The following is a 16748-nucleotide window of genomic DNA, read 5'->3' on the forward strand; positions in this document are numbered from 1 at the left end:
GCGCATATGCCTTGCGGTATGGCAAAAAACGTCGAACCTGGGGCTCGACCGTGCCGGGCGCACTTTGGCTAGTCGGCGGTGTTCTCGTCGGTCTTGTTGTACTGGATGAGACTGTAGATGCCGAATGCGGAAATGATGCACACGGCGGCGATTACGATAAACTTGATAATCTTTCCCATTGTAAACTCCTTAAATCGTCTTTTCTAAAGATATCTGTTTTTTTCTGAAAAAACAAGTCTTTTTTACATTTGTTATCAATTTTTTGTGAGAATCATGCAGATGACGGGGAGCTTCTTGTCCACCTCGTTCTCGCTCGGGATGATTTCGCTCTCGAGCACCTTGCAGTTGAACTCCTTCACGAAGAATTCGAGCTGGCTCTGGTCGAACCCGAGCCAAATATGCCCGTGGGTCGTGCGGAAGGATTCTTCCTTGTGCTGGGCCAGGTCGAGCAAGGCTAGCGTTCCACCCGGTTTCAGGATGCGGATGGCTTCCTTGAGGGCGAGTCGCGGGTCGGTCGCGTGGTGGAGTACCTGGCTCATGAGCACGAGGTCGGCGAAGTTGTCGGGGAGCCCTGTCTTCGTCATGTCGGCGACCTTGGGCGTGATGTTCTTGATGTTCTTCTGTTTCAGGATTTTCTGCAGGCCGCTGATGACTTTAGGGTCGCAGTCGAGCGACGTGACTTCCTTGCAGCGGTTGGCTAGCATCAGCGAGAGGTCTCCGCCTTCGCCGCAGCCGATGTCCACGGCATTTTCGAAGGGCTGCATGAGCTTGCTGAACAGGCTGATTTGCGCCTTGAGGCTTCCGCCGGCCTGGTCCAGCTTGTGGATTTGCCCCTTGGTCTTGTCGGTGCGTTCTTGCAACACCTGGTCAGCACGGCAGCGGAGTACGTCCTTGTCGGGGAGTTCCCCGTATGCATCGCGGATTACGGAAAGTACTCGGTTGCTCATCAGGAGTTCTTCGCTCAGGCGGTAGTAGGCCTTGATGCCGTCACGGCGGTCTTTCAGGAGCCCGCAGGCCGAAAGCTTGGCGAGGTGTCGGCTGGCGTTACTCTGGTGTATGTCCAGGATGTCCTTGATTTCGTTCACGGTGAATTCCGCGAGATCGAGGAGCATCAAAATCTTGAGCCGCATTTCGTCGGATACGGCACTGAAAAAATCCATCGTCGAGGTAATCGGTTCGCGTTGCATACTGCATTCCAATATAATTAATTAACTTTGACGGGTAATGCCTAGGTCCTTGAAAATGTGTTTTTTTGTCGCCTTCCTTACGGGGGTGGCGTGCGCGCAGCTGGCAGAATCTGCCTCCTCGGTTGTAGAACCGCAGCGCCATTACGGTGTTTCGTTCGAAAAGGATTTGCCGTTGACGTTTGTGTCGGCATTTGTGAGCATTTACGGGAACTACCGGCTCGGAAAGATGCATGTGCAGGACCCCTCCGAAATGAAGGCCGTTTCTGACCTGTTGCCGTGGGACCGCCCTGTGGCCGGCCGTTACAACAAGACTGCGGGCGATGTGAGCACCTGGGCTGCCGCCCTCGGGGTGGCTCCACTTGCCTTGGGGGCTGCCTCCTGGTACAGGGGCGATGCATTGGGGGCAGACCTTGCGGCATATTCCCTGATGTTTGCGCAGGCGCTCGCCCTCCAGAGCGGCCTGAACCTGGTCGTGCGCTCCATGTCGTTCTGGCCGCGCCCCTACATGTACGCGACCGAGGGCGAGGGCGCGGACGCGGCATTCGCCGCGGAGGGCGAGGCGTACGGGAGTTTCTTCAGCGGACATACCTCTGCCGCATTTACGGTAGCCGTTTTTACCGGCGAATGGTTTTCCGAGTTCTACCCGAATTCGGCCTACAAACCGCTTGTCTGGGCAACGTCGCTTTCCCTGGCGGGCTTTGTCGGGGCGCTTCGCATCGCTGCGGGTAAGCATTACCCGAGCGATGTTGTCGTAGGCGCCCTTGCGGGTACGGGAATAAGCCTCGCCGTCATCAAAATCCACAAAAAATCGGTACGAATTGGCCCGGTCGCCTTGGTTCAGGTCTTTGGCGGGCCCGATGCGCTCGGAATGACCTTCGCGTTCTAGCCTCTTTCCCGTTTTGTGGCTGAAAATGGCTTTTTCCCTGCCTTTTCGAATGAAAAAACAAATAAACACAATTTTTTTGTGAGAACGTTCCTTTTTCGATTTGCGTATATATATTACTGAAAAAGTTAAACCCTCAGAGGTGTGGAATGTTCAGTTTTGTTGGCCGTTTGGCAGTGGCCTTACTTGTTGTTGCAGAAGTATCTTACGCAGAACCCTCTATCCGTGATAACCGTGACGGAAAAATTTACAAGGCGATGTCTTCGGGCAGCCTGAACTGGTTTACCGATAACCTTTCATTTCAAAAAAAGGTGTCCTTCCGTGACGACGGGAAGAATGCCTACTATAAGCAGAAGGATTGGTCTGCTTCTTGCCCCGAAGGTTCGCATGTCCCCGATATCCAGGAATGGACTGCTTTCTCCAAGGACCGCTTTACTGGCCCGCGCAAGGTGTCTAACGTGAAGTCCTTTGCCGGCAAGACGCGTGGCTTTTATGACCTGGCCGATGCGACCAGGAAAATTCAGGGCAAGGATGCTGCCTATTTCGCGGTGAACGATCCCAACGATGTGCGAGCCATGATGCTCGATATCAAGCGCGGCAATGCGAAACTCGTGACGCTCCCGCCCGAGGCCGTGGTGACGGTGCGTTGCGTCGCGGAACGCGACCTGTATGCCGAAAAGTTTGTCAATCGCAAGGAGATGAAACTTACTGACCCGCGCGACAACCAGATGTACAAGGTGGAACAGCGCGACGACAAACTATGGATGCTTACGAACCTCAAGTATAGCCTTTCCAGTGCCAAGCAGTGCCTGCTCGAGGATACCACGTTCTGCAAGAAGTTTGGCCGCTTTTACACGTACAACGACGCAAAGAAGGCTTGCCCTGCGGGCTGGCACCTGCCCGACGATGGCGAGTGGCGCGATTTCCAGAAGGACCGTGCGAAACTCAACTGGGACAATCTTGGCCGTGGCGGTTGCAAGGACTGGGACGGTTACTGCAATAGCGAACTTACCGGGCACTACTGGTCTTCTACCTCCATCATGAAGAACACCGGGCGTTCCTGGGAGTTCCGCCGTCAGGCAAAAAGTATCGACCGCACAGACCAGAATGTGCAGAAGGGCCTTTATGTACGTTGTGTAACGGAGCTAAACTGATGAACAGGAAACTTAGTTTATTCAAAATATGCGCGGTCGTTGCTGCCGCTGCATTCTTTGCTGCGGGCTGTTCCGATGATACGTCTGCGAACTGCACCGATAGCTGTATCGATAGCGGGGATACCATTGATATCCCGATACCGGGCGACAAGACCGAGGGTGGTTCCGAGGCGAAGTCCAGCTCGAGTGCCGGCAAGACCGCCAGCAGTTCTTCTGTGAAGGAAGAGGCTGCTGTTTCGAGTGCGGATGAACCGGCAAGTTCCGAGACGGCATCGGAAGACTGGCGTGACTACTGCCTGGAGGTTGTGAATGCAAAGCGTGCAACCGAAAACCTGCCGCCCTTGGAACGCGCCTCCGAGGAGCGTGAAAAGTGCGTGGCGACGCAGGCGGCAGACGATATGGATGCGGGCAAGGGGCATGCGAACTTCGGAGACTGCAAGGAATCCGCGCAGAACTCCGGCCCCAACATCAATCCCAAGTGGTACAAGACCGAAAAGGAAATTGTGGATGCTTACGTGAACATGATGTGGGATGACGAGAAGAAACTCGTGACCAACGGAGAGCGCGATCCGAACAAGGACTCCGATTATTCCTACATCGGGCATTACCTGAACATGAAGAACGCACAGTACAAGTCGCTTGCCTGCGGGATTGCCTATAGTACTGACGGCACCAAGGCTTGGTTCAACATGAATTTTTACTAATTAAATGAGTGACATTAAAAAACGCCGGCATTGATTGCCGGCGTTTTTTCTTGGAGGAGAATCTGTTACTTGATTGTCGAGGTAAGGCGGAAGGCGAGGCCCACGTCGCTCATCTCGTTTTCACTGTAGACACTGAACTGCAGCTTCGAGGAACCGATCTTCTTGACCCAGGCGACGGTCCATGCCCAGTCGTCGTAGGTGTGCTCCTGTGCTGCATACAGGTTGTCGCGCTTGTCGATGAATTCCCATTCCACCATGAAGTTGCTCATGAGGGTATTCAGGATGCCAGTCTGGGGGGCAAAGTCGAGACCCAGGTAGAACGGCTGGAAGTAGATGCCCGGCAGGTAGTACTTGGTCTCGGGAGCGATGTAGTTGTCTGCGGTCTTGTCGAGCTTGTCGTTCTGGGTGTAGATGCAGGAGTATTCGCCGTACACGCGCAGTTCCGGAATGACATTGTAACTTGCATAGGCTGCAAGGCGGTGCGTCAGGTAGGCGGTGTTTTGCAGTACGTCGACCACGTTGGAACGGTAGGCGACCTTCATCTCGAGCGGGAACGTGAACTTCATGTCCTCTTCGATGCGCAGGTAGCCGCGGTTCGCATTGCCGTCCTGGGTGGCGAGCATGGCGTTCAACTGGCTCAGGCCGTGCTTCCAGCCGAGCTCAACGGCATTGTGGCTATAGTCGCGCATCCAGAGTCCGCGCTTTGTGAGTTCCTTGTCCACGTAGGTGCCGAAATGGGTGGACTGCGACCAGTCCGTCTTCCAGCGACCGAGCTTCAGGTTGAGCATGTCGTTTTCGCCCAGGTTCCACTTGTAGTTTACCCAGTACAAGTCGGCAAGAATCTTGTCGTACATCTTGCCTTCGATCTTGTTGCCGAATTCCGGAGCGAAGATGCGCAGCATGATAAGGCCTTCGAGGCTTTCCCCTTTGTACTGGCCGCCTACGTTGGCGCGGAACCAGCCGCTGCTGAAGTTGTGCTCGTCATCGGCAATGGATTTTGTTACTTGGGTCTGGACATTTCCCTTGAGCGAAAAGTCTCCGTCGAGCGCGAAGGCGAATGTTGCCATGCCAAAAATAAGGGCAGTGGCTATCTTGCTGTACTTCATGAATTCTCCTATGTTGGTTGCCCTTTTTGGGGCCTTTTGCATCGGATTGTAAAATTATGGCCTAAAAAATAGAATTATGTGGAGATTTTGGAAACGAAAAAAGAGCCTTTTGCTCTTTTTTGTGATTTTTTGTGCTGAGTTTTATGTATTTTTGGGCGCGTATGTGTTGAATTACCCCGAAAAAAACAGCGCCGGGGAAACTTTTTGAGGTTCATATGCGAAAAATGCCTGTGGTTGTCGCCTTGTCCCTGCTTGCGGTGGCGGTTGTTGCGCCTTGTGCTGCCGAACTTACGCCCAACAAGACCCATGCCGTGTTGAACGTGACCTACACGAACTACGATGATGTTCCGCAGGCAAAAAAGAAGCTCGTTTTCGTGGGCCAGAAAAAGCCGAAAAACAAGATTGTTGTTACCACGGACATGTATGGCGAAACGGCATTCCTGATTCCGCGCGAAGATGCTTACACCATACTCTGCGAGAGCCTTACCGGACCATTCGAATGTGGTGAAACGCCCTATGTCTCGAGTACGGCAAGTACGGGTGGCATTACGGTGCTGTTCGATGACACGCGTGCCGAACTCACGGGTGTGAACTTCAAGGTGGGCAGTGCGGAACTGATTCCCGGTTCACTCAAGACGCTCGACAACGCCATCGCCGGCCTCAAGAGGAACGCGAAGGCCAAGGTCGAAATTGAAGGCCATACCAGTAGCGAAGGTAGCGAGAGTTTTAACCAGCAACTTTCGGAAGACCGTGCGAATAGCGTCATGGAATATATGATCCGCAAGGGGATTTCGAAGGACCGCGTGACGGCCGTGGGTTATGGTTCGAGCCGCCCGAAGGCGGATAATGCAACGGAAGCGGGCCGCAAGGAAAACCGCCGCATCGAAATCCGCGTCGTGAACAAGGACGAAGTGAATATTTCCGAAGAGTAGGGCTTACCGGGCGGTAAGCCCGGAATTTTAGCGCGTGGCCCTAATCCCGTCTTCGTCGATGGTGATTTTGCCATCGCGGAAGAGCCCGCCGATAATCTTCTTGAAAGTCTTTTTCGATATGTCGAATTCCTGGCGGATTGTTTCGGGGTCGCTGTTGTCGCCGTAAGGTAAGAAGCCGCCGGCCTCCTCGAGTTTTTGCATGATGGCGCTTGGGCTGTCGCTCTGCATGATGCCCTTGTAGCCTACGGGAGTGAGGTTCAGGGTGATTTTCCCGTCGTTCGTTATCCGCTGGATAAATCCCGGCATCGTGTCGCCGATGTAGATGCGCTCCATGCCGCGTGTAATCTGCAGTCTTCCTGTGTAGCGGTAGTCTACGAGGCAGTCTACGTAATCGGGCGTTACTTCGTATGCAGCGAGTTGCACGCGCTGCCCCACATGGAGTTCACTCGTGTCCAGGTCTAGGAAACTCTTTATCTTTTCGGTCGCGACAAGTCTTCCGCTCTTTTCATCAACGAGGACGTAGACGACGCAGCGGTCGCCCTTGCGCAAGTCTCCCAGTTGCTGCTTGTAGGGGAGGAACAGGTCCTTGTTCAGCCCCCAGTCCAGGAATGCCCCTACGCGGTTAACGTCCTTCACGGTGAGTACGGCAAATTCGCCTGCTTGTGCATAGGGCTTGTCGAGTGTGGCGATGGGACGGTCCTCGGAGTCCATGTAGACGAACGCGTCGATGATTTCGCCCTCTTCGAGCGAAAACAGGTTCTTGTTTCCGGGGAGCAGTACGCGGCCTCCGGTCTCGAGTTCGAGGTAGTAGCCTTGCGGCATGACGGCGTCGACGCGCGCGCGGTTGATCTTTCCGATTTCCATAATAAGCCTTTCCGTCCAGGTAATTTGCCGCGACCATCCGCGACATGCCAAATATAGAATTTGCCCGCCCGCATCAAAGGGGGCTATGTGTCGGCGAGTGGTATATCCTTGCAGTGCCTTACGAACCGGAGAGTCTCTTTTTCTCCCTTTTCGGCAAGCATCTTCAGCAGGTATAGAAGCTTGCGGTACGTCTTTTCTGTCATCTTTTCATGGGCGGTGCTTCTTGTTAGGTAGAGCAGGGGAGATTCCTGCGTGTAGCTGTCCCTGTTGTATGTCTTGGATGCGGCGATGCGGTCGCAGAACATTTCCTTGATGTAGCGGTCGGGCATGTCCATCGGTACAATCTTCTTGGTCGCCATTTCATAGTCGTACCAGAATTCAAAGTGATGCTTGTTCCGCCCTTTGTGGTGCATCCATGCGAGGCTCATTCCGGTATCGCGGCGCTCCCCGTTGTTTGGGGATTCCTTTCCACTGTAGTACTTTGCTCCCGGTAGAAATTCTGTCGGGGTATATTTCGAAAGATCGTGGAATAGCCCCTGGAACCCGATACCCGCCTTGAAGCACAGCCGCATGACTTCGTTGCGGTGTCTCGTGATGGTGATGAAATGCCTAATCGGGTGAAAATTCATGCGTTAAACGATAGGAATTTTAATGGGGAGTGTGACGGAACCTTAGGTTTTTACAATTTGTGTATGTAAAAAATAATAAAAATAACAACTTGTAGTCATATGGAGACACTGTGGAATGGTGACTGTTGTTATTTTCTGTATATGGGAATGGATTATAAAGACACAGCCGTCTTCGCGACGGCTTTTCAGAAACTGCTTATAGGCGTTAGAAGAGATACGCTGGTAACGCAGACGGAGCTATCAAAATCAGCCGGGCTTACACGACAGTCTATCTCAATGATGGAAAGTGGCAAGCGAGTAGCGTCGTTCCAGACGTTCTGTATCCTTGCACAGGGCCTGGGTATTTCGCCAGTTGAACTCATGCGGATGTTTGTTCGCATATGTGAGACGGAATCGATTGCCCGTCACGGGCTGGGCGAGGCAAAAAGTAGGGCTCTGGAGTATATTGTGAACTTGCGATCCACGCAGGGTGGACATCCCGGCGACAAGGTTTAAATCAAGAAAAGCGTTTAATTTTGAAACAAACGGTGTCTTTGTTTCTTTTTTAAACATGATTTCTTGCGATTTATGCACTTTGGGGCTTCTTTTAGACATATAAATGCAAATTTCGTGCCGGGAAAAGGGTTGGCACACCTTTTGCTAATAATAGGGCGAACAAAAAATGGTCCAATATGGACTAACACTTTAACAAGAGGAAAAACAAAATGATCAAGCCTTTAGCAGATCGAATCGTTGTCAAGCCGGCCGAAGCCGAACAGAAGACCTCCTCGGGTCTCTTCATTCCGGACAATGCCAAGGAAAAGCCCATGCAGGGCAAGGTTGTGGCCGTGGGCCCGGGCCGCAAGAATGACAAGGGCGAAATCGTCCCGATGGAAGTCAAGGTGGGCGACGTGGTGCTCTACGGCAAGTACAGCGGCACCGAAGTCACCGTCGACGGCGAAAACTACCTCATCGTGAAGGAACCGGACGTCATCGCGACGCTCTAATCACAAAAAGTTTTAAATAAAAAAAAGGAAAACAAAAATGGCAAAGCAACTCAAGTTTGATGTGGCGGCTCGCGAATCCCTCATGAAGGGCGTGGACAAGCTCGCCAATGCTGTCAAGGTAACTCTCGGCCCCAAGGGCCGCAACGTGATGATCGCCCGCTCCTTCGGTGCCCCGAACGTGACGAAGGATGGCGTGACGGTCGCCAAGGAAGTGGAACTCGAAGACGCCTACGAAAATCTCGGTGCCCAGATGGCCAAGGAAGTCGCGAACAAGACTTCTGATGCCGCCGGTGACGGTACCACCACCGCTACGGTGCTGGCCCAGGCCATCACCCGCGAAGGCCTCAAGAACGTGGCCGCCGGTGCAAACCCGATGGACATCAAGCGCGGCATGGACGCTGCGGTTGACGCCGTCATTAAGGAAATCGGCAAGATGGCCGTGAAGATCAACGGCAAGGAACACATTGCCCAGGTCGCTACCATCTCCGCGAACAACGACCCGGAAATCGGTGACCTCCTCGCCAACGCCATGGAAAAGGTCGGCAACGACGGTGTCATCACCATCGAAGAATCCAAGACCGCCGACACCATCCTCGACGTCGTGGAAGGTATGCAGTTCGATCGCGGCTACCTCTCTCCTTACTTTGTCACCAACACCGACAGCATGGAAGTCAGCCTCGAGAATCCGTACATCCTGTTGTACGACAAGAAGATTTCTACCATGAAGGATTTGCTCCCGATGCTCGAACACGTGGCAAAGCAGGGCAAGTCTCTCCTCATCATCGCCGAAGACGTCGATGGTGAAGCTCTCGCAACGCTCGTCGTGAACAAGATGCGTGGTACCCTGAAGGTCGCCGCCGTCAAGGCCCCGGGCTTCGGTGACCGTCGCAAGGCCATGCTCGAAGACATCGCTATTCTCACTGGCGGTATGCTGGTTTCCGAAGACACGGGCGCCAAGCTCGAAGACGCTCCGGTCACCGTCCTTGGCCAGGCCAAGTCTATCACCATCACGAAGGACAACACCACGATCGTGGAAGGTGCCGGTGATGCTGCCTCCATCAAGGGCCGTATCGGTCAGATCAAGAAGCAGATCGAAACCACCACGAGCGACTACGACCGCGAAAAGCTCCAGGAACGCCTGGCCAAGCTTGCCGGCGGCGTTGCCGTGATCAAGGTCGGTGCCGCTACCGAAGTCGAAATGAAGGAAAAGAAGGACCGCGTCGACGATGCCATGCACGCAACCCGCGCTGCCGTCGAAGAAGGTATCGTTCCGGGTGGTGGCGTTGCCCTCATCCGTGCCGAAAAGGCCATTGACGCGCTCAACTTCGACAACGCCGACCAGAAGACCGGCGCTGCCATCATCCGCCGCGCTATCGAAGAACCGCTCCGCCAGATCGTGCAGAACGCGGGCCTCGAAGGCTCCGTCGTGGTGAACAAGGTCAAGGAAGGCAAGGATGCCTTCGGTTACAATGCCAAGACCGACACCTACGAAGACCTCATCAAGGCTGGCGTCATCGACCCGGCCAAGGTGACCCGCACGGCCCTCAAGAATGCCTCCTCCATCGCCTCGATGATCCTCACGACAGACTGCGTGATCACCGAGAAGAAGGAACCCAAGCCGGCTGCTCCGGCCATGGACCCGGGCATGGGTGGCATGGGCGGCATGATGTAATCTAGCGCCTTGCTAACAAGATTCTCCTCCTAACAAAAGCACTCGGTTCGAAAGAGCCGGGTGTTTTTTGTTGCGTAATATGCGAATCCTTTATATATAGTTGGCTTCGGATATGGCTTGCACACTCACACTCACACTTCGTTTAAGTGTTCGCTTAGCAAGTCATATTCCTCCGCCAAGAATATGCGAAGGCTCCGGTAGGAATTTGTTTGTTGCTTTGTCGCACAAAACGGGATGTGTATTCCGGGAGGAAAACCTAGTGACTGTTAGTCCCTGCGGTTTTCCTTTAAACTGCTAGCCTTTTATTGCAGGTCTCTCTGCAAGATTTCGCACTGCTCCTTTTTCCACTCCTCGAAGGTGTCGTCGGCGATGTGCTGCTTGGCCTGCCGCATCAGGTGCAGGTAGAAGTGCAGGTTGTGGATGCTTGCCAGCGTGAACCCGAGGGATTCTCCGGCGTGGTGCAGGTGGCGCAGGTACGCGCGGCTGAAGTTGCGGCAGCAGTAGCAGTCGCAATTCGGGTCTACGGGTTTATCGAATTCCTCGGCATGGCGCGCCGCCTTGTAGCGCAGCACGCCTTCGCTTGTAAACAGCATGCCGTTGCGGGCATTGCGCGTGGGCATCACGCAGTCGCACATGTCCACACCGCGCTCGATGAGTTCCAGCAGGTTCCACGGCGTGCCTACGCCCATCACGTAGCGGGCGTGGTCTTGCGGCAGAATGTCGGTGCAGAAATCCGCAATCTCGTACATCGTCTCGGTGGGCTCGCCCACGGAGAGGCCACCCATCGCAAATCCGTCGGGCCCGAGTTCCGCAATGCGTTCAATCGCCTGCTTGCGCAGGTTCTTGTGCATGCCGCCCTGGATAATCCCGAAGAACTGCTGGTCGTATCCGTGGATGGGCGGGTGCTCCTTGAGCCACTGCATGGCTTCGGCCGTCCACTTGAGGGTGTAATTCAGGCTATGTTCCGCTTCCTTTGCAGTACTCGGGAAGGGCGTGCATTCGTCGAGCGCCATGATGATGTCGGCGCCGATTTCGCGCTGGGCGTTCATGACGCTTGCGGGGCTAAAGAAGTGTTTTGAACCGTCCAGGATGCTCCGGAATTCTACGCCTTCCGGTGTAATCTTGCGGAGGTCCTTGAGGCTCCATACCTGGAATCCGCCGCTGTCCGTGAGCACCGGGCCGTCCCACGCCATGAACTTGTGTATGCCGCCCGCCTTCGCAATACGCGGCGTGGTGGGGCGCAGGTACAGGTGGTACGTGTTCGCGAGTATGATTTCCGCCTTGATGTCCTTGAGCTGGGCGGGCGTTACCGCCTTCACGGTCGCCTCGGTGCCCACCGGCATAAAGATGGGGGTCGTCACGTCGCCGTGGTCGGTGTGGACCACGCCGAGGCGCGCCTTCGATTTCTTGGAAGTCTTTAAAAGTTCAAAGCGGTTCATTGCTGCCAAATGTAAAAAAAGAACCGCCGGCTAATTGCCGGCAGTCCTTTTCAAGATTCTTAATCTAAGCGATTAGAAGTTGAACACGGTTTCGACACCGAAGCGGAGACCCACGTCGTCGTCGTTGTCGCCGATAGGAATGTCAACCATACCGAAGGCGGTGATGTCGAGGTTCTCGACCGGAGTGAGGTAGAGACGGCCACCGACATCGATAGTCTTGGTTTCGTCGTCGGAATCGCCATCGTAGGCATGGGTGTGGAATTCAACCGGGATACCGAACTTCATGAAGCCACCCACCTTGAGAGCGGGTTCGGCGTAGATGAAGAAGTATTCGGGGATTTCGCCGGACATCACGTCGTTGCCTTCGCCAGCGATACCTGCGTCGCCATCGTCGATGAAGGCGAAGAAGAATGCGGTCTTGATCTGGAACATGGCGACGTCGAAGGAAGGTTCAGCCAAGATGGCGTGAGCCGTGGAGGTCCAATCCTCATCGTCGACGACATCTTCGTCGTCTCCGAGGTAGTCGGCATGGAAGCCGTACACAGCGCGGAAGCTGAAGCCACCGATGGTGAGGCCTGCATCGATACCGGCGTGCAGTTCGTTGTGTTCCTTCTGCTGGTAGCTCTTGTAGTCGAAGTACGGACGGAGGTGCTGACCGGCGTAGTCGAATTCGTAGGCAACGTGGGCGTTGTAGACCTTGCCGCCAGCTTCTTCACCGGCTTCTGCATAGCGGTCGTTGGCGCCACGGCCAAAGCCGATGCCGAGTTCGAGACCGGCGAGGTCGACCTGGATACCGCGGATATCATGTTCCCTCATACCGGCAGCCCAGTAGGTCGGGTCATCGTAGCCGTAGTAGGACTTGAAAGCGCCTTCCACGAACGTCAGGTCACCGAACTTGATGTCGAAGAAGTCGGCCGGCTTGTACTGCACGAAGGCTCCGTTGTAGCCGACACCCGGATTGTCGACCGGGCCGTCAGCTTCGAGACCTACGTGGGCAGACCACTTCTCGTTGAACTTCACGTCGATGTTGAAGTCGAAGGTGGTCCAGTAGGAGTGGTTCACGTCTTCGTCGTTGAGGAGGTCGCCTGTGTAGGCGTCAAATTCGACGTTACCGGAGAACTTCACTTCCATGTTGGCAGCGGAAGTTCCTTCGCTCATGCTGGCCTTGAGCATGCTGAATGCGTTGCCGGCAGCGTTGGCGACTTCACCCGGATTGGTGTTTTCGGCCGGCTTGGAATCATCGGCCTTGGCTTCTTCAGCAGCCTTTTCTTCTTCGGCCTTCTTGGCTTCTTCAGCAGCCTTGGCTTCTTCGGCCTTCTTGGCTTCTTCAGCCTTCTTGGCCTCTTCGGCAGCCTTCACGGAGTCAGCCGGGGCAGCGACAGTCTTTTCAGTGGGAGCCGCAGCCGGAGCAGCGGCGGGAGCCTGGGCAAACGCACCAGCGGCGGCGAGGCCGAGCACGATTGCGGAGAGCGTCATCTTTTTCATTTGTGTCTCCTTTGATGAGAGATTGATTTGTGACGGCGTTAAATTTAGTTAGGTTTACCCCTTTTTGGCTCTTCTTTTTTAGAAAAAAGTAAAAAAATGTATCATTTTTGTAGCATTTGCCGTTAAACCGTGTTTTGCGTCACGTGTTGGACGGGCCATTTTCGTAAATCGTTGAGTATAATAGAGATATGATATAGGGGGAACAATAAAAAAGACCCGGTTTTACCCGAGTCTTTTTTTCTGCGGTCGGACAGACTTGAACTGTCATGGGATCGCTCCCACTAGCACCTCAAGCTAGCGTGTCTACCAATTCCACCACGACCGCGTGGTCCTTAGCGGAACGGCAACAAATTTAGATTGATTTGCGCCGTTTGTAAAGGGGTAAGTGGCAATTTTTTTGAAAAAAATCAAAATTAAATTGCCGCGACTAGTTTGTCGAACACCTGTCCGCGGACTTTGTAGTTCTTGAACAGTCCAAAGCTTGCGCAGGCGGGGCTCATGATGACGGTTCCGCCCTTGCCGATGGCTAGGCTGTCGGCGAAGGCTTCCTCGAGGGTGGGGAAGATCTTGGCCTCGATGCCCGCGGCGTCCAGCCCGGCCTGCGAGAGCGATTCGAGCATGCGTTCGGCAGTGGCGCCGATGAGCGCTATCCGCTTGAGGTTCGGGCGTTCCTTCACCAGGATGTTCGATAGTTCGGTGAAGTCCGCGTTCTTCTCGGAACCGCCGAGGATGAGCGCGAAGGGGCGCGTCATGCTGGCAGTCGCGGCGATCGTCGCGTCGGGGCGGGTGGCGTAACTGTCGTTGAAGAATTCTATCCCGTTCTTTTCGCCCTTGAATTCCATGCGGAAGGGGAGAGTCTCGTAGCTCTTCAGGGCCTCGAACGCGTCGGCCACCTTGATTCCCAAGGCCTTGCAGGCGAGGGTCGCCGCGGCCATGTTCTCCAGCTGGTAGATGCCACGCACCTTGCAGTCTGCAAGGTACAGCTTCTCGCTGTCGATGGCGAGGGTGGCGCCTTCGATCACTGCATCTCCGTCACCGGCACCGTCGCCATCGGCGTGGCATACGGCATACTTCGTTCCGGCAGGGCTTTCCCCCGCAATCTTTGCCGAGGGGGCGGCATCCTTCAGGTACACGCAGGTCCCGGCACGCTTCTGCCAGCGTACCAGGTTGGCCTTAGCGTCCCGGTATTCCTCGACGCTCTTGTGCCAGTCCAGGTGTTCGGTCGAAACGCGCAGCACCACGCCCACGTCGGGCGATAGCGAAAGCGTCATCAGCTGGAAACTGGAAAGTTCGAGAATGCTGATGCGGTCGGGCGTCTCTGTCTCGAGCAGGTCGAGCGCGGGCACGCCGAAGTTTCCGCCAATTTCGTTTTCTACGCCGCACTTCGTCAAGATGTGGCTTATCATGCTTACGGTAGAACCCTTGCCGAGCGTTCCCGTAACACCTACGACCTTCTTGGATTTAGTTTGTTCTAAAAATAGCTGGATCTGGCTCGTCATGATGCCGCCGTTCATCTGGAACTTGAACAGATCCTGGCTCATTGGGTACACACCTGCCGAACGCACGACGGTCACGCAGTCCTTGAGCCCATCCAGGTAGCCTTCGCCACTGAATGTCTTCACGGTTACGCCCGCGGGAACTTCCGGCAATGTTACCGGATTCTTGTCCATCACGACGATTTCCTTGATACCGCTGCGTACTAGATAATTGAATGTGCTCTGGCCTTCGACGCCAAAGCCGAGAACGCCTACCGGCGCTACAAGATTGCTACTCATAAAATGAAATATAGAAAACTCACCATAGGTGAAATCTGAGCCCGAGCATGAACTTATTTTGGTAAAAAAAGCAAAAGGCCCGTTCTTGGGAACGGACCTTTTTATGCGGTCGGACAGGCTGGGCCCGAAGGGCCTGCCGGTCAAACTTATTCAGCAGCCGGAGCCGGGACTTCGGTAGCCGGTGCGGCCGGAGCTTCGGCAGCGGGAGCCGCAGGGGCTTCAACAGCCGGAGCGGCGAAATCGCCCGGGAGAGCCGGGACGGGAGCCTGCTGTTCAGCATTCTCGCGGGTGGCCTTCTGCATGGCGGATTCTCCGACAGTCTGGTCCTGCTTGGCGGTAATGAGGCCGAGAGCGAACACGACGATGAAGAAGATGACAGCCACTACACGGGTCAGCTTCTGGATGAAGGTTGCGGCACCAGCGGTGGAGAATGCGGACTGGGATGTCATGCCACCGAGCCCTGCGAGGCCGCCCATCTTGTCGTTCTGCACGAGAACGAGCAGGGAGAGGAACAGGCAGAGGAAGACGTGGACGACAATCAGAATCCAAAAGAGAGTTGTCATGTGAAGATTCCTTGTTTTAAGTTTCTAGCCGCGAAATTACTTGGCTTCGGCAGCGTCGATGATTTCCTTGAAGGTGTTGGCCTTGAGGCCTGCACCGCCGATGAGGCCACCGTCGATGTCCTTCTGGGCGAGGAGGCCGGCAGCGTTGGCGCCCTTCATGGAGCCACCGTACTGGATGCGCATGCCTTCGGCAACGGCTTCGCCGTAGATTTCCTTGACAACGGAGCGGACGTAGGCCTGAGTATCTTCAGCCTGTTCGTCGGTAGCGGTAACGCCGGTACCGATTGCCCAAACCGGTTCGTAAGCGAGCACGCACTTGGCGGCGTCTTCGGCGGAAACGTCCTTGAAGGCGCCCTTGACCTGGGTGCTGAGCACGGCTTCGAGCTTGCCGCCGTTACGTTCGTCGAGAGTTTCGCCAATGCAGATGATCGGCTTCAGACCGGCTTCGAGGGTCTTCTTGACCTTGAGGTTCACGGTCTCGTCAGTTTCGTGGAAGTACTGGCGCTGTTCGGAGTGGCCAATGATGATGTATTCGGCGCCGATTTCCTTGACCATGTCAACGGAAACCTTACCGGTGAATGCGCCCTGGTCCTTCCAGTGGATGTCCTGGATGGCGAGCTTCACGTTGGAACCCTTGATGACGTCGGCGACCTTGGCGGCGGCGAGGTAAGTCGGGGCGATGACCACTTCGGTCTTCTTCACGTCCTTGACGGCTTCCACGATATCCTTAGCGAGCTGAATGGATTCGCTAACGGTCTTGTTCATCTTCCAGTTACCAGCAATGATATACTGACGCATAATTGACTCCTTGAGAGGTTTAAAATTTAACGCGCCTAAATTTAGTAAAAAAAGCCGCCTTTTGAAAGGCGACTTTTTAAACTAAGGCCGTAAAAAGGCTAGTTGTAGTTGCTGGAACGGCTCGAAGTGGGGGCCGGGGAGCCACCGTAGCGGTCGCCCTCGATTTTTTCGAGGATCCATTCGTTCTCGTAACCCTTCAGGCGTGCCTGGTCGGGGTGCTTCCAGATGAGGCGGGTAATCAGCTTGCCTTCGACGGTGTAGTATTCCCACACGCTGCTGGTGTCGGTTTCGACTTCGTGGTCAGGAGGGCCCCAGAGCAGGTTCACCATGTCGTTGGTCATGCCTTCTTCGATATAGCCCTGCTTGAACACGTCCTTGAGGCGCTTGTCGATGCCCATGCTTTCCTTCGTGACGAAGTATTCGCGTTCGTATTCGTTCTGGCCTACGCCACGTTCAATAAGGATGGGGGAGGATGTCTTGTTTGCGCAGCCCCAGAAGAGCAGACCGCTCAGGGCTAGTACACACAGATAAGAAAGTTTCATAGGTTCTCCTATAAGATTTTGTGTTCACA

Annotated in this window: 17 protein-coding genes and 1 tRNA gene; 7 read left to right on the forward strand and 11 right to left on the reverse strand. The window is 54.8% G+C overall.

Translation table 11 applies throughout. From position 1 onward, the window contains the following. Positions 1-254 precede the first annotated feature (254 nt). Positions 255-1187 carry a metalloregulator ArsR/SmtB family transcription factor gene (locus B7994_RS03505; RefSeq protein ID WP_233142986.1) on the reverse strand — a complete coding sequence of 311 codons (933 nt, stop codon included), beginning with the start codon at positions 1185-1187 and terminating at the stop codon, positions 255-257. A 37-nt stretch (positions 1188-1224) separates the two neighbouring features. Here B7994_RS03505 and B7994_RS03510 point away from each other — a divergent pair, with 37 nt between their 5' ends. From B7994_RS03510 to B7994_RS03520, 3 genes are all read left to right on the forward strand, one after another. Continuing rightward, positions 1225-2073, forward strand: coding sequence for a phosphatase PAP2 family protein (locus B7994_RS03510; RefSeq protein ID WP_088637072.1), 849 nt, complete (start codon positions 1225-1227; stop codon positions 2071-2073). A 146-nt stretch (positions 2074-2219) separates the two neighbouring features. Beyond that, positions 2220-3224 (forward strand): FISUMP domain-containing protein, encoded by a 1005-nt coding sequence (locus B7994_RS03515; protein ID WP_088637073.1) that lies wholly within the window; start codon positions 2220-2222, stop codon positions 3222-3224. Then, a complete protein-coding gene (locus B7994_RS03520; protein ID WP_088637074.1) occupies positions 3224-3928 on the forward strand; it encodes a CAP domain-containing protein in 705 nt (234 codons plus the stop codon). Before B7994_RS03515 ends, B7994_RS03520 begins: the two co-directional genes overlap by 1 nt. A 65-nt stretch (positions 3929-3993) precedes the next feature. Here the strand turns inward: B7994_RS03520 and B7994_RS03525 are convergent, their stop codons facing one another. Beyond that, positions 3994-5034 (reverse strand): hypothetical protein, encoded by a 1041-nt coding sequence (locus tag B7994_RS03525; protein ID WP_088637075.1) that lies wholly within the window; start codon positions 5032-5034, stop codon positions 3994-3996. Between the two features lie 215 nt (positions 5035-5249). On the opposite strand from B7994_RS03525, the gene B7994_RS03530 reads away from it, so the two are divergent. After that, positions 5250-5966: an OmpA family protein gene (locus B7994_RS03530; protein ID WP_088637076.1), complete on the forward strand. Its 717-nt coding sequence runs from the start codon at positions 5250-5252 to the stop codon at positions 5964-5966. 27 nt (positions 5967-5993) lie between these two features. Here the strand turns inward: B7994_RS03530 and B7994_RS03535 are convergent, their stop codons facing one another. Together B7994_RS03535 and B7994_RS03540 are read right to left on the reverse strand one after the other, a co-directional pair. Beyond that, positions 5994-6830 (reverse strand): S1 RNA-binding domain-containing protein, encoded by an 837-nt coding sequence (locus B7994_RS03535; RefSeq protein ID WP_088637077.1) that lies wholly within the window; start codon positions 6828-6830, stop codon positions 5994-5996. A gap of 83 nt (positions 6831-6913) precedes the next feature. Beyond that, complete coding sequence (locus B7994_RS03540) at positions 6914-7459, reverse strand: DUF5662 family protein (protein ID WP_088637078.1); 546 nt, start codon at positions 7457-7459, stop codon at positions 6914-6916. 279 nt (positions 7460-7738) lie between these two features. Between B7994_RS03540 and B7994_RS14420 the strand changes: the two genes are divergently transcribed. The 3 genes from B7994_RS14420 to groL all read left to right on the forward strand — a co-directional run bounded on the left by B7994_RS14420 (position 7739) and on the right by groL (position 10117). Continuing rightward, a complete protein-coding gene (locus tag B7994_RS14420) occupies positions 7739-7954 on the forward strand; it encodes a hypothetical protein (RefSeq protein WP_369832750.1) in 216 nt (71 codons plus the stop codon). A gap of 209 nt (positions 7955-8163) precedes the next feature. After that, on the forward strand, positions 8164-8445 hold the full coding sequence (gene groES / locus B7994_RS03550; RefSeq protein ID WP_072809723.1) for a co-chaperone GroES: 282 nt from the start codon (positions 8164-8166) through the stop codon (positions 8443-8445). Between the two features lie 37 nt (positions 8446-8482). Next, entirely contained in the window at positions 8483-10117 is a 1635-nt protein-coding gene (gene groL / locus B7994_RS03555) for a chaperonin GroEL (RefSeq protein ID WP_088637080.1), read from the forward strand. A 302-nt stretch (positions 10118-10419) separates the two neighbouring features. Here groL and tgt read toward each other — a convergent pair whose 3' ends face one another. From tgt to B7994_RS03590, 7 genes are all read right to left on the reverse strand, one after another. Further along, entirely contained in the window at positions 10420-11556 is a 1137-nt protein-coding gene (tgt, locus tag B7994_RS03560; RefSeq protein WP_088637081.1) for a tRNA guanosine(34) transglycosylase Tgt, read from the reverse strand. A 72-nt stretch (positions 11557-11628) separates the two neighbouring features. After that, complete coding sequence (locus B7994_RS03565; RefSeq protein WP_088637082.1) at positions 11629-13041, reverse strand: hypothetical protein; 1413 nt, start codon at positions 13039-13041, stop codon at positions 11629-11631. Between the two features lie 241 nt (positions 13042-13282). Further along, positions 13283-13366: transfer RNA gene (locus tag B7994_RS03570), tRNA-Leu, on the reverse strand. Between the two features lie 88 nt (positions 13367-13454). After that, entirely contained in the window at positions 13455-14816 is a 1362-nt protein-coding gene (murD, locus tag B7994_RS03575; protein ID WP_088637083.1) for a UDP-N-acetylmuramoyl-L-alanine--D-glutamate ligase, read from the reverse strand. Between the two features lie 146 nt (positions 14817-14962). Next, positions 14963-15379, reverse strand: coding sequence for a preprotein translocase subunit SecG (gene secG, locus B7994_RS03580; RefSeq protein ID WP_088637084.1), 417 nt, complete (start codon positions 15377-15379; stop codon positions 14963-14965). A gap of 36 nt (positions 15380-15415) precedes the next feature. Further along, positions 15416-16177 (reverse strand): triose-phosphate isomerase, encoded by a 762-nt coding sequence (tpiA, locus tag B7994_RS03585; protein ID WP_088637085.1) that lies wholly within the window; start codon positions 16175-16177, stop codon positions 15416-15418. Positions 16178-16275: 98 nt separating this feature from the next. After that, positions 16276-16719 (reverse strand): hypothetical protein, encoded by a 444-nt coding sequence (locus B7994_RS03590; RefSeq protein WP_088637086.1) that lies wholly within the window; start codon positions 16717-16719, stop codon positions 16276-16278. Positions 16720-16748: the final 29 nt, after the last annotated feature.

This window comes from Fibrobacter sp. UWR2 (genome assembly GCF_002210285.1).
Taxonomy (GTDB): domain Bacteria; phylum Fibrobacterota; class Fibrobacteria; order Fibrobacterales; family Fibrobacteraceae; genus Fibrobacter.

Coding starts and splice junctions, on each gene's coding strand:
- B7994_RS03525 (WP_088637075.1), bottom strand. CDS start 5,034: ATGAAGTACAGCAAGATAGCCACTGCCCTTATTTTTGGCATGGCAACA.
- tpiA (WP_088637085.1), bottom strand. CDS start 16,177: ATGCGTCAGTATATCATTGCTGGTAACTGGAAGATGAACAAGACCGTT.
- B7994_RS03565 (WP_088637082.1), bottom strand. CDS start 13,041: ATGAAAAAGATGACGCTCTCCGCAATCGTGCTCGGCCTCGCCGCCGCT.
- secG (WP_088637084.1), bottom strand. CDS start 15,379: ATGACAACTCTCTTTTGGATTCTGATTGTCGTCCACGTCTTCCTCTGC.
- B7994_RS03540 (WP_088637078.1), bottom strand. CDS start 7,459: ATGAATTTTCACCCGATTAGGCATTTCATCACCATCACGAGACACCGC.
- B7994_RS03590 (WP_088637086.1), bottom strand. CDS start 16,719: ATGAAACTTTCTTATCTGTGTGTACTAGCCCTGAGCGGTCTGCTCTTC.
- B7994_RS03520 (WP_088637074.1), top strand. CDS start 3,224: ATGAACAGGAAACTTAGTTTATTCAAAATATGCGCGGTCGTTGCTGCC.
- tgt (WP_088637081.1), bottom strand. CDS start 11,556: ATGAACCGCTTTGAACTTTTAAAGACTTCCAAGAAATCGAAGGCGCGC.
- B7994_RS03510 (WP_088637072.1), top strand. CDS start 1,225: ATGCCTAGGTCCTTGAAAATGTGTTTTTTTGTCGCCTTCCTTACGGGG.
- B7994_RS03530 (WP_088637076.1), top strand. CDS start 5,250: ATGCGAAAAATGCCTGTGGTTGTCGCCTTGTCCCTGCTTGCGGTGGCG.
- B7994_RS03505 (WP_233142986.1), bottom strand. CDS start 1,187: ATGCAACGCGAACCGATTACCTCGACGATGGATTTTTTCAGTGCCGTA.
- B7994_RS03535 (WP_088637077.1), bottom strand. CDS start 6,830: ATGGAAATCGGAAAGATCAACCGCGCGCGCGTCGACGCCGTCATGCCG.
- murD (WP_088637083.1), bottom strand. CDS start 14,816: ATGAGTAGCAATCTTGTAGCGCCGGTAGGCGTTCTCGGCTTTGGCGTC.
- groES (WP_072809723.1), top strand. CDS start 8,164: ATGATCAAGCCTTTAGCAGATCGAATCGTTGTCAAGCCGGCCGAAGCC.
- B7994_RS03515 (WP_088637073.1), top strand. CDS start 2,220: ATGTTCAGTTTTGTTGGCCGTTTGGCAGTGGCCTTACTTGTTGTTGCA.
- groL (WP_088637080.1), top strand. CDS start 8,483: ATGGCAAAGCAACTCAAGTTTGATGTGGCGGCTCGCGAATCCCTCATG.
- B7994_RS14420 (WP_369832750.1), top strand. CDS start 7,739: ATGGAAAGTGGCAAGCGAGTAGCGTCGTTCCAGACGTTCTGTATCCTT.